Here is an 11,587-nt window from a genome sequence, read left to right on the forward strand (position 1 = left end):
GATCGTACGTAGGTTGGGACTAGGAACGAACCCTCCGTTTCACTCCGCCCAACATTTTCGCTACAATTTTCCTTAACTGAACCCTATTGATATATAATTGTCAAATTGAGTTCAAAGCCGATCGGCACATTGACTATAAAATCAAGGAGAGTTAAAATGGGACTTAGCGATATTCTATTGAATGAAAAAAACAGAGATACTTTTGTTGATGACTGTGTAAAGTTGATAGACAAACAAGTTGCTTCAGCGCCGGGATTGGGTGGTCTTGCTCTTAAAGCTGCCTACTCTACTGTCAAGGGGATACGGGCTGACTATTGCGCCCAAGTCGTAGATCAACTTTTGCCAGAAATCTCGATCGCACTCGATCCGATTTGGACTGAAGCAGTAAACAATGGCAACCCAGTCGAATATCTGGCCCAAAGAAAAGCTCAAGTAGCAGACGAATTGCTTCAAATCAGCGATAAAAAAGCCGAGGACAGCACAAGAGGGGTTGTTAGAGGCGCCTATGCCAAACTCCGCCCCTCAGCTAAGAATTACGTGGAAAACGGAGTACCGGATTTAGCCGAAATTATTAATAAATATAATAGTGCGGCCTGATAAGTAGACCTCTTGCAAAAATCCTTTCATCAATTGATGGAACGGGCAAGATGCCCGTTCCACAAGAGTTATTTTTTCTTGTGGAACGGGCCGGAGAGCCCGTTCTAATTATTTTTGCAAGAGGTCTAGTGAGCAAAGGCTAAAAAAACAGAATACCCAGATACCCGAATTCTTCAAGAATTCGGGTATCTAAAAGAAGACTTATTGGTAAGTTGGTAGTTAGGAGGGAGAGTCCTAATTTTATGGTTATCCATTGCCAATTACCCATTGATTCGCAGCCAATATTTTCAACATCGCCTGTCCGGTAATTCCCAACCCCAAAAACATCACAAACATCGCACTAATCGCAGGCAAAAATTTGACTGCACTTATATGTTTTGGCAGTTTATTAAAATTACGTTTGGCATAAACTAAGATTAACCCGATCGCACTCAGCACCAAAGCCAATCCCAAACTAAACGCTACCACTAGCGCCATTCCCAAACCAACATTGCCCAAAGCCGACGCACTCAACAGCATCACCAAAGCGGAAGGACAAGGCAACAAACCGCCGGAAATTCCCAACGCCAATAAGCTTTTCCAAGTAATGGGAGAACCGTCCGCACCGGGCGGTAAATGCGAGTGAAGGCGGCCGTCTCCGTGATGGTGGTAGTGGTGAGATATATCGGGTTTTACAGGTTTAAATTCTCTCTCCCAACTTCCTCTATTTAAAAGATTTACTGGTTCCTCACGGTTTGTAGTAAGGAGTTTCGTCCTTAAAAACCAGTTATTATTAAATATTTTACTTTTGATTTTTTTGAGAAATTCAGTCCTCACTACCAACTTAGTTTTGCTTCTTTCTAAGAGTAAGTTAAGCCCGATCGAGGCTACTAATACACCCGAGATTAAACTCAGCCAAGGATCTAATTTTTCTGGGTCGATCGAGTTAGAAGCAAACAAAGTAATTCCGCCCACAGCAAACACGCCCGCAGTGTGAGTAATTGTAGTCGTCGCTGCTAGAAATAAAGCGTGTACCGGAGTAGCCCGCGCACCCACTAAATAAGCGCCGACTATGGTTTTTCCGTGTCCGGGCGACATCGCGTGCACGCATCCCCAAGCAAATGCTCCCGCTACTGCTAGCAGCAAACTCCAACCAGAATCCCAGATAGATTCATTTCCTGCTAACAAAAACTCCCGGTTTTGCGGCGTAAACACAAAGCTTTTCACAGCACCGGCTTGCACGATCGTAGCTTGACAGCTAGCTGTCGGAACTCCGGGCAAAAACAGATTGTAATTAATCCGCAATTTATGGGGTTTTGAGATGGAAATTGAGTCAGGCAAACCGGGTTTTTTATTTTGAGAAGGTGCGGCCCAAGTGTAGTTTAATATTAAGGTGCTGTGGGTATTCGGCTGCTGGATTAAGCTGGCGGTTTTAGCTGCTATTTCTAGCGGTGTTACTGCTACGGAGCCTTGAATGTTGCTGCTGTTGGTGATGCGAATTTGTTGGCTGAAAAACTTTTCTAGCTGTGTTTGGTGGTTGCGAACTTCGGCGGGTTGTAGCTGGCTGTCTCGATTGTCGTCGGCGAATTTTGTCAAGCCTGTTGGGAAGGTTAATGTTACTTCGGTTTGCAAATCGTTGACTATTATTTCTGCTACGGATAAGTCTGACCAGTGCGAGTAAACGGGTCTGGTTGAGGTTGTCAGTAATAATGAAAGTGTTAGGAAGAATAGGATGAAAAAATTTTGCGGTCGGTTTAGTTTGTATTGCATAACTATATTATTTTAATAGTTTTATCGTCGGGTGGGGGCGGGTTTATTTAAATTGTCTGTATCCCATAAAATTATTGGTGAACCCGCCCCTACGGCTCAAAATTCATAACTTCCCAAACCCAATGCTTGGCGAGATCGATCGTCAAAATTCGGGTCAATTGCCTTGGACTTTTGAAAATAAGCGCGAGATTCGGTATCCTTACCTAAAGTCCGGGCGATCGCACCAGCCCGGTAAAACATCCCCGCATCTCGAATCCCCGATCGCATTATTTCGGCCATCACTCGATCGGCCTTTTGCCATTCCCCAGAGGCGGAAAGCGCCCAAGCCAAAGTATCCAGCGTCACCGCATCCCGCCGAATTTTCACCTCATCCTGCATTAACGCCAGCGCTTCAGCAACATCCTGCGATCGACCTTTTTCCAGCAGCAAACTCGCCAAATCGCGCCGGTGGCCAAAACCGCCAGATCCAGAAACCTGTTCCTGTCGCAGCCCCGCTTCTGCTTTGTCCCGAAGTCGCCGGGATTCGATCGCATCTCCCTGCAAATCCTTGACCCTCGCCATACCGCGATCGACAATGCGATCGAACACAGTCTCAACCGGGCCAGAATACGCAGAAACCTTGCTGTAATAGCCTTCCGCCTCCCGGTAATTGCCCTGCCGCGTCTCCAAATCCGCCAAATAAATCAGCGCCAGCGGGTATCGCGGCACCAACCGCAGCGCCTCCAAAAACAGCGCTTTCGCCTGCACAAACTGCCCGCGACGGGCGTAAAATCGACCCAAGAGCGATCGGGCCCGCGCCGAACCCGCCACCTCTCCCGGTTCTTCCGCCGCCATTGCTTGCCGGTAATCCTGCAAAACCTCAGCATCTCGGCCCTGAGACTCTCTCACTAAAGCTCTCAAAGTGAGAGAACCCAAGTTAGGAATCCGGTTAACTAAGGCTTCTGCGGCTGCATTTGCCTCGTTCACTTTACCCATCGCTAAGTGAGATGTAACTGAAAGGGCGATCGCATCTTCATTGTCAGAACCCACCTGTTTAGCAAAGCGCAAAGCAGTAGCAAAATCGTGTCTCGCCTCGGCAATTCGAGCTAAAACTAACAGCGCACCTTTGTTGTCAAAAGGCAAATCGGCGATCGACCTTTCAGCCGCCTGTTCTGCCAACAAAAACCAACCTCCCTCCCCAGTAGCGCGAGCCATTTTCAAATAAACTCCTGCCAATGCAGCCCGGTTCAAACCGCTGCGGGAATCAACAGCCAATCGCTGCTGGTAAAAAGCAATCTCTTGCTGAATTGCTTCCTTTTGATTGGGATTATTTCTCAAACTTTCCGAAAAATGATAGCGGTAATTAGCATCGAGATTTTCGGGACTTCTGCTAGAAAATTTATCTGAAATAAAACGCCAATTAGGCGGCAAATTTACTACTGCAATTCCCACTAAAGGAACCACTATTAGCAGCCACCACGATAAAATATCCGATTTTATTCCTTGTCCTATTTTATTTTTCATACATCCGCGTTAATCAGCGTTCATCTGCGGTTAAAAAAAGGATTTTCCATCTGTCATCAATCAACTATAACTAATGACAGATGACTAATGACTAATGACTAATTAGGCAAAGCCAAATAAGGAAAAGTCGGTTCTAAAGGTTTGTGTCCCTGAGCCGGATTTCCCGGAGTTCCGTTATATGAAACGTTATCACCAACCGGAGAACCCACCAAAGCTCCCAGAGTGATATCAATAACGTCGTCCATCAGCATACGACCTCCGATCAAGCTTCCTCGAGCATTTGTAGCGCTAGCGTAGCCGCTGGTTTTTGTGGTATCGATCCGCATGACATCCGGCAAGAAAGCTCCGGCGATCGCATTTGGATCGACATTATCGTTGCCATCCAAAAGATCCACAGCATTCAGAGTAGCAACAGCTTCCTGCCGCACCGGAGCAGCAGCACCGCTCAAATCCAATCTCGGAGGAATATTATTAAATGCTTCCAGATAAGCGGGAGTAACTATCAAACCCTCATTAATTGCAGGTCTCGCCAAACGCTCGAATTGTTTGAAACCGCCAACTCCGTCTCTGATAGAAACTGTTGACCAAACATCAAAAGTATTCGCCCCACTTCCTGCTTGCAAGAACGCTTTGGGAACTCGCACGGCAATTGTATTGACGTTGTAACCTTTAGTAAAGTCCACTGCTTGATTCGGTTGTTTAAAAGCAGTGCGCGGCCCCGTTCCCAAAGCTGCGGCGCGAACTCGGAAAAATTGTTCCACATCGAAGAAAAACGGGTCTTCCCGCAAACCGGCAAATACAGTCAAGTTAGAACCGCCCACAGGTACTGTATTCAAAACAGCATTAGAATTCAGCGGAGTTGTAGCAATAAGCCCGCCGTTAACTGTAGTCTTAGTAGTTGTCTCCGAGCCGCCGCGAACAACAGTTACAGCCACTGCTTGCATACCTGTATTGTTAGGCGGACTGAAGGCAAACCGCAAGATAATATCGGCGCGTCCAGTCGGGGTAGAATTCACGTCACCTACCTGCGTGATGTGAAATTGGTAGATGGCTGTAGTGCTGAAATAATATTGATAGCGGGCTACAGACCTGGGGTTTGAATTCATGGTAAATACTAAATCCCCGTCCGCAGCACCTGAGTTTTGATCTTTTTCGCGATATACGTACAGGTCAGTTAAATTAACCGCGCGACCTTTGATATCTACTTCCCCGTCGTCGTGGTCGGAAGCAACAATTATTCCTGGAGTTAATAGAGCAATTAGAGCTACTTCAATAGCTAGTATGGTTCGGCGAAGTTTTTTTGTGAGATTCACTCTTAGCACCTTTATTTCAATGATATTTTTGCACAAATCAACGGTAAATAGCCCGCCTTCGCGGGTTTTACTTTTGTAGCAACAGGTTGAAATCTGTTAACCGATCGAGCTTTGGCGCTGTCGTTGAGCCTTCTCTCAATTAGTATACGAAGGTTTGGCAATTTTGGATCGGTGCTGCAAGATTAATTTATGCAAAAAAGTGCGTTATTGAGGATTTATTCGTTCCCGGGCTATTCTTGAGAATGCTTGCTCGGAGACAGAGCCTCCCTCGATCCAGTGGAGCCAGAGCATCGCTTATATGGGTTCCCAGACTCTGCTTGGGAGCTAGCGAACAGAGCTTAGGAACGAGTTGAGGGCGCGGTTTTGACCGAAAGCATCCAGGATACAAGCCCCCGGATTCATCCGTGGAGAAATAAAAAACCTGTATCCGATAAACAAGCCCCCGAATTTATCCGTAGGGTCAATGCTTCAATTCTTTAATCCAAAATCTAAAATCTAAAATCTAAAATCGAATGACTGTTCAGGCTCAGGGATTTCTTCGTTGTGCATAAAGCGGATCGCTAAGTCTCAAAAAAATCACTAATCAGGTGGTAAAATTCAAGATAACTTGGGATTTTTACAATTCAAAGCACGAAAATTTTAGCCCGAAAAGGCATACTCTAGCTGGTATCCCAACTTCAAACTTACAATTATGTTCTGTAGTGATATACGCCGAATTGTTAATTTTGGATCTGTGCAGTCAAAACAAAAATTTTCGGTACACTGAAATGACAGGCCAGAAGTCAGGTGATGAATCGCTGCTTTTAGTGCAGATTGCCCGGAAAGACCAAACGGCATTAGCTAAACTTTACGATCGCTACGGTCGCCCAAGTTACGCTCTCGCTTACAAAATCCTGGGTTCGGTAGAAGAAGCTGAAGAAGTGGTAATCGATGTTTTTTCCCAAATTTGGCAAAAAGCAGCAACTTACGATCCTTCTCGCAGTCGAGCAGATACCTGGTTGTTCATGCTTACCCGCAGCCGTTCCCTCGATCGGCTGCGAGCGATGCAGCGAACAGTCCGAGCTGCTGAAGCTTGTCGGGAAGATGCTAAAGTACCCATCTCTAGCGTTGCACAACCGATGGAAGATGCAATGTTTAAAGAACGCAGCGAACAAGTCAAAGCAGCTTTAGAAAAACTGCCAAAGGAACAGCAAGAGGCGATCGAACTCGCCTACTACCAAGGATTGACTTGCGCGGCAATCGCGGCTAAAATCGGTATCCCGACAGGCACAATCAAAACCCGAATTCGCTTGGGTCTTTCCAAATTGCGCCACACTTTGAGCGAAGAAGTTTAGATTGTAAAAAAACAAAATTTAAATTGTTTAACATCAATCTAAGATTATTGCATATCTAATCTTCCATCTTGAGTGCGATGGCAGCAGACCAATCTCAAATTGAAAATCAACTTAGGCTTAATTACAATTAATGCCGCAAAACAGATGGAAATGATGCCAGACGAGGAGTTTAATATCCTTGCAGCCCTTCAAGCTCTCGATACGCTCGACGAGTCAGAAAGTCGCGTACTTACAGAGAAATTGCAGCAATCCCCAGAACTGCAAAGCGAAGTAGCTGCTTTTGAAGCAGTAATTGCCGCGATCGCCTGCACAGCCCCCCCAGTTCCCGTCGCGCCCGACCTGAAAAACCGCCTGTTCCAGCGCATAGCCGAACTGCCGCCAACTCCGGCAGAATCAGTAAATATCAAGCCAATTGTTACCTCCCCAACAGAGAACAATGCTGCATCTTTAATCGTGCGCTCCAACGATGTAAAATGGAAATCTTATGGAGTTCCGGGAGTCTCGTTCGGCAAGCTTTACATTGACAAAAAAAAGCGCGAAATTACCTGCTTGATGCGACTAGAACCTGGAATAACATTTCCCCTGCACCGACACGCTGCCTCGGAAGAAGTGTTTGTATTAGAAGGAGACTTAATTGTAGAAGGGGAAATTTGCCATCAAGGCGATTACATTCGATCGGTTCCCGGTTCCATACATTCCTCCTTCACACAAGGGGGATGTTTGCTGTTAATGAAAACTTCCCTAGAAAACGAAATGCTCGTCTGATATTATATTTGTTGAATTGCCGACAGTTTGGAGGGCGGGTTTATGTAGATTTTTAGTTATAATTACAAATTGTTGGTGAAACCCGCCCTACAATTATTTCGGTTAATTTACCGGACGCGCTCTGACTCCCTAACACCCTAATGCTCGGCATTCTGCGGTTAAAATTCCAAATATATCCCGTAATTTCAATGCTAAAATACTCGCGTTTAACTGCTATCTTGTCTGCCATTTTTATACAATTTGTCCCCAGCGACAAAAGCGCGATCGCCCAAGAACGCGAAGGATGTTTTCTTGTCAATTCAGCAGGAGAAGTCATTAACTTAAATCTGTTGTGTTCGCCTCAAGAATCGGACGTTAAGCTGACAGGAAACGATGGAAAATTTATAGAAGACTACAAACGCTTAGCAAAAAGCTACTCTCCAGAAGCAACGGACAATTTATTGCAAGCAATTCAAAGAACTCCCGGTCAAAAAATTGCGGCCGCTAAAAAAATGTGTGCGGAAGCAAAATCGGGGGTTTCTCTGCCGGAAGTTAAATTAAGGGCGATCGGGCAAGCTGCCAGTATCGAAAATCCAACTGTCAAAGAAAGTTTTCTCGCCGATGCCGATATTATTACGACTCTTGCCGCCAACTATTATTGCCCGGAATTGGCCAGTAAGTAATATGATTAAATCTGTAGGGACAGGCTCAGTTGACAGTTGACGGTTGACAGTTGACAGTTGGTAGCGACCTCTACCTGGAAGGAAGAGGATTGGAGCAATGAATAGTCTTCTTTTAATTTCTCCCGATCGGGCTTTGGGCTTTAAACCAATTCTTTCTGGTGAGTGAGCATCTCAGTTTTGCTTTTACTGTCGGTGTGCGATGGTTCCCGCACTCCTAAAAAATGCTTTTTACAAAACTGAGATTCTCTCACGGTAATGCGGCGTTTTTACTTGCAGTTACAATATTAATTGTCATTTTGTCGGACAACGATCGATGAAATTACCAGACATGAGATGAAACATTTAAAATCAAGTTCCGCCGATTTGCGGGATTTATTCAAAGACAGCATTACAGTTAAATACCTCGCGGAACCGCTGAAAGCTGTCCCCGCTTGCGAAGACGCAGCCAAGCTGCGATCGTGGATGGAAGCCCGCGATTTTGACGTGCTCGGGATCGAAGAAAACGGCACGGTTTGCGGCTATGTAGAACGATCGCACTTAAAGACAGGTAAGTGCAGCGACTACCAGCAAATTTTTCACCCCTCACAATTAATCGCCGCTTCGACTCCTTTGATGGAATTGCTGCCGCTGCTGCGAGAAAAACCGAGATTATTTGTATTGGAAAGCAACAGGATCGACGGTATCGTTACCTGCGGCGATTTGCAAAAAGCACCGGTGCGGATGCTGCTGTTTGGATTGGTGACGCTTCTCGAAATGAATTTATTGCGGATCGTGCGGATCTACTTTCCCCAAGATTCTTGGCAGAAATTGCTTAAGGGCGATCGCATCTTAGCCGCCAAACACCTTTGGGAATTGGGGCGATCGCGAAATGAAGCAATTGACTTAATCGATTACCTGCAATTCTGCGACAAGCGAGATTTAATCCTGACGAATGCGGAAATAGTCGATCGGCTGGGGCTCAAATCCAAACGCTACGGGGAGCGTTTTTTAAAGTCAGCAGAAGCATTGAGAAACAAATTAGCTCATGCTCAAGATTTAATCAACGGTTCTTCTTGGCCGGAAGTAATTTTTCTCGCTCAGGAAATAGAAGCGCTTTTGCAGCGCTGCGAAGAGATTGAAATTGCCGCACCCACTGAATTAGAAAGCATTTAATCTTTTATTTTTTAGTCCGCCTTGGCAGACTTTGTTGGTAGGGGATCGATTTCAATCGCCGAGTTTTATCTAGGAAGGTGCGCGCAGCGCACCCTACATTTAGTTGGTAATTTTGAGTTTCCTGTTAGTATACTGAGGAACCCATCCTCGAGCAGTGGTGTAATACTGCACGGCTTTCAAGTACAGCGACGGAGTGAGATAAAACCAATGTTCGGTATTTGCGGGTACTTTAATGTATTCTTCAGCTTGCAGCATTAATTGTGCCTGAGATCCGTTAGAATACACAAACCCAAAAACACATTCCCCAGCTAAAATGTGAAGAACTTCTGCATCTGTGTGGGTGTGCGTGCGATCGCTTTTAGTCATCAGCGCGTAAATTTGCTGCGAACCGGCGTGCAGCACTTTTAAGTCGCACCACTGACATCCGCTTGCACGCTTGAAGTATTCAAACTCGGTTTTAAATGCTGCAAGTATCTGCTGTTTTTCCGTTACATTAAGAATGTCTTGGACTAGCAGTTCTTGAACCGCAGGATTTGCGTTAGTTGGCAGACGATCGATCTCAATATCTAAAACAGTCAGTTGGCTAGCGATCGCCTTGAGTTCCGTATATGTCCTACCGTCTTCTAGTTGCAGAACAGCCATATTACACCACCTATTTATTGGCTTTTATGAGGATAATTTAGTTTCTAGTTTTAAGCTGCTGTTTTAAGCTTCCGTCAAAAACTAAACTCCTGGTTGTTTTCAATAATAGCCGATCGCTAAAATGCGAGATATACCTTCACAATCATCAAAGAATTACCAGATATGAGATGATTTGTGAGTTTTTTTAAGTTTTATTTCTAGTTCTCAGAGTCTGGCGGGTAATGCAGATCCACAGGCTTTGCTTATTTTTTATGGTTCGATGTTTAAAGGGGCGATCGGCAGAACACCGCCTACAGCATGAAAAGACAGAAACACAGGCTCAATCTATAAAATTCCCGTCAGATTAGCTTACAATAGAAGACTAAAGCTCAAAATTACGGCGCAGCCTAATTGCTGCTACTTTTATGCCTCTACCTATAGTTGCTATTATTGGACGCCCCAATGTAGGCAAATCGACGATCGTCAACCGTTTAGCCAACACCCAAGACGCGATCGTCCACGACGAACCGGGAATCACGCGCGATCGCACGTACAGACCAGCATACTGGGGCGATCGGGAATATCAAGTCGTAGACACCGGCGGGCTAGTATTCGACGACGAAACCGAATTTCTGCCGCTAATTCGCGAACAAGCAATGGCCGCCCTCGCAGAAGCCAGCGCAGCCATTTTCGTAGTAGACGGACAAACCGGCCTCACCGGCGGCGACGAAGCGATCGCATCTTGGCTGAGACTGCAAAAAGTCCCCGTCATTCTCGCCGTCAACAAGTGCGAATCGGAAAATACAGGGCTTACCCAAGCAGCAGACTTTTGGCAATTGGGAATGGGAGAACCTTACCCAATTTCGGGCATTCACGGCAACGGCACCGGCGAATTGCTCGACAAATTAATTACTCACCTTCCCACAGAAGCACTACCCGAAGTAGACGAAATTAAAGTAGCAATTATCGGTCGTCCCAACGTCGGGAAATCGAGTTTGTTAAACGCATTTCTCGGAGAAAACCGCGCCATAGTCAGCCCGATTTCCGGCACTACCCGCGATGCGATCGACACATTAGTAGAACGCAACGGTCAAACCTACCGCCTGATCGACACAGCCGGAATTCGCAAAAAGAAAAACGTCGAATACGGCGCAGAATTTTTCGGCATCAACCGCGCTTTCAAAGCCATCCGCCGCGCCAACGTCATACTGTTAGTAATTGACGCAATTGACGGCGTTACGGATCAAGACCAAAAATTAGCCGATCGCATCAGCCAAGAAGGTCGAGCCTGCATCATAGTCGTCAACAAATGGGACGCCGTAGAAAAGGACAACGACACCATCTACGAGTACGAAAGAGAAGTAAGAACCCGACTTTATTTCCTCGACTGGGCAGAAATGATTTTTGTCAGCGCTATGAGCGGACAGCGAGTTGAAAAAATCATTGAATTAGTAGACAAAGCCTCCGACGAACACAAGCGCCGCGTCACTACCGCCGTCATTAACGAAGTAATAGAAGAAGCCACAAGCTGGCACTCAGCCCCTGTCACCCGCCAAGGAAAACAAGGCAAAATCTATTACGGTACTCAAGTGCGATCGCAGCCGCCGACAATCGCCCTATTTGTCAACGATCCCAAACGCTTTACCGAAAATTACCGCCGCTACATTGAAAGCCAATTCCGCAAACACCTAGGCTTTACCGGCACACCAATGCGCTTACTTTGGAGAGGCAAAAAAGTTCGGGAATCCGAACAAAGCAGCACAAACAGAGCATTGCGCGTCAAGTGATTTTAGATTTTGGATTTTGGATTTTAGATTAGACCTCTTGCAAAAATAACTAGGACGGGCTCTGGGGCCCATCCCACAAAATTTTTTTTCTTGTGGAATGGGCC

The 11,587-nt window shown here is 45.9% G+C and carries 10 protein-coding genes; 6 read left to right on the forward strand and 4 right to left on the reverse strand.

What is annotated here, in order from left to right:
* Positions 1–156 precede the first annotated feature (156 nt).
* Complete coding sequence (locus QUB70_RS29095; protein ID WP_332985102.1) at positions 157–597, forward strand: DUF6918 family protein; 441 nt, start codon at positions 157–159, stop codon at positions 595–597.
* Between the two features lie 246 nt (positions 598–843).
* Here QUB70_RS29095 and QUB70_RS29100 read toward each other — a convergent pair whose 3' ends face one another.
* The 3 genes from QUB70_RS29100 to QUB70_RS29110 form a co-directional block, all read right to left on the reverse strand.
* Positions 844–2,346: a nickel/cobalt transporter gene (locus QUB70_RS29100; RefSeq protein WP_332985103.1), complete on the reverse strand. Its 1,503-nt coding sequence runs from the start codon at positions 2,344–2,346 to the stop codon at positions 844–846.
* Positions 2,347–2,442: 96 nt separating this feature from the next.
* The gene (locus QUB70_RS29105; RefSeq protein ID WP_332985106.1) at positions 2,443–3,849 is read right to left on the reverse strand and encodes a tetratricopeptide repeat protein; all 1,407 of its coding nucleotides are present in this window, start codon (positions 3,847–3,849) and stop codon (positions 2,443–2,445) included.
* Positions 3,850–3,947: 98 nt separating this feature from the next.
* The gene (locus QUB70_RS29110; RefSeq protein WP_332985108.1) at positions 3,948–5,162 is read right to left on the reverse strand and encodes a DUF4331 domain-containing protein; all 1,215 of its coding nucleotides are present in this window, start codon (positions 5,160–5,162) and stop codon (positions 3,948–3,950) included.
* Between the two features lie 767 nt (positions 5,163–5,929).
* Here QUB70_RS29110 and QUB70_RS29115 point away from each other — a divergent pair.
* The 4 genes from QUB70_RS29115 (at position 5,930) to QUB70_RS29130 (ending at position 9,075) form a co-directional block, all read left to right on the forward strand.
* On the forward strand, positions 5,930–6,496 hold the full coding sequence (locus QUB70_RS29115; RefSeq protein ID WP_332985109.1) for a sigma-70 family RNA polymerase sigma factor: 567 nt from the start codon (positions 5,930–5,932) through the stop codon (positions 6,494–6,496).
* A gap of 99 nt (positions 6,497–6,595) precedes the next feature.
* Positions 6,596–7,261: a cupin domain-containing protein gene (locus QUB70_RS29120; protein ID WP_332985111.1), complete on the forward strand. Its 666-nt coding sequence runs from the start codon at positions 6,596–6,598 to the stop codon at positions 7,259–7,261.
* 188 nt (positions 7,262–7,449) lie between these two features.
* Complete coding sequence (locus QUB70_RS29125) at positions 7,450–7,923, forward strand: DUF732 domain-containing protein (protein ID WP_332985112.1); 474 nt, start codon at positions 7,450–7,452, stop codon at positions 7,921–7,923.
* A 333-nt stretch (positions 7,924–8,256) separates the two neighbouring features.
* Positions 8,257–9,075, forward strand: a complete 819-nt coding sequence (locus tag QUB70_RS29130) for a hypothetical protein (protein WP_332985113.1) — start codon at positions 8,257–8,259, stop codon at positions 9,073–9,075.
* A gap of 99 nt (positions 9,076–9,174) precedes the next feature.
* On the opposite strand, the gene QUB70_RS29135 is transcribed toward QUB70_RS29130, so the two are convergent.
* The gene (locus tag QUB70_RS29135) at positions 9,175–9,717 is read right to left on the reverse strand and encodes an acireductone dioxygenase (protein WP_332985114.1); all 543 of its coding nucleotides are present in this window, start codon (positions 9,715–9,717) and stop codon (positions 9,175–9,177) included.
* Positions 9,718–10,121: 404 nt separating this feature from the next.
* Between QUB70_RS29135 and der the strand changes: the two genes are divergently transcribed.
* On the forward strand, positions 10,122–11,483 hold the full coding sequence (gene der / locus QUB70_RS29140) for a ribosome biogenesis GTPase Der (protein ID WP_332985115.1): 1,362 nt from the start codon (positions 10,122–10,124) through the stop codon (positions 11,481–11,483).
* Positions 11,484–11,587 lie beyond the last annotated feature (104 nt).

Origin of the sequence: Microcoleus sp. A003_D6 (assembly GCF_036702825.1) — a bacterium.
Taxonomy (GTDB): Bacteria; Cyanobacteriota; Cyanobacteriia; order Cyanobacteriales; family Microcoleaceae; genus Microcoleus.

What these genes read in the sequence shown, in the direction of transcription:
- QUB70_RS29130 (WP_332985113.1), top strand. Translation starts at nt 8,257, where the DNA reads ATGAAACATTTAAAATCAAGTTCCGCCGATTTGCGGGATTTATTCAAA.
- QUB70_RS29135 (WP_332985114.1), bottom strand. Translation starts at nt 9,717, where the DNA reads ATGGCTGTTCTGCAACTAGAAGACGGTAGGACATATACGGAACTCAAG.
- der (WP_332985115.1), top strand. Translation starts at nt 10,122, where the DNA reads ATGCCTCTACCTATAGTTGCTATTATTGGACGCCCCAATGTAGGCAAA.
- QUB70_RS29095 (WP_332985102.1), top strand. Translation starts at nt 157, where the DNA reads ATGGGACTTAGCGATATTCTATTGAATGAAAAAAACAGAGATACTTTT.
- QUB70_RS29100 (WP_332985103.1), bottom strand. Translation starts at nt 2,346, where the DNA reads ATGCAATACAAACTAAACCGACCGCAAAATTTTTTCATCCTATTCTTC.
- QUB70_RS29115 (WP_332985109.1), top strand. Translation starts at nt 5,930, where the DNA reads ATGACAGGCCAGAAGTCAGGTGATGAATCGCTGCTTTTAGTGCAGATT.
- QUB70_RS29105 (WP_332985106.1), bottom strand. Translation starts at nt 3,849, where the DNA reads ATGAAAAATAAAATAGGACAAGGAATAAAATCGGATATTTTATCGTGG.
- QUB70_RS29125 (WP_332985112.1), top strand. Translation starts at nt 7,450, where the DNA reads ATGCTAAAATACTCGCGTTTAACTGCTATCTTGTCTGCCATTTTTATA.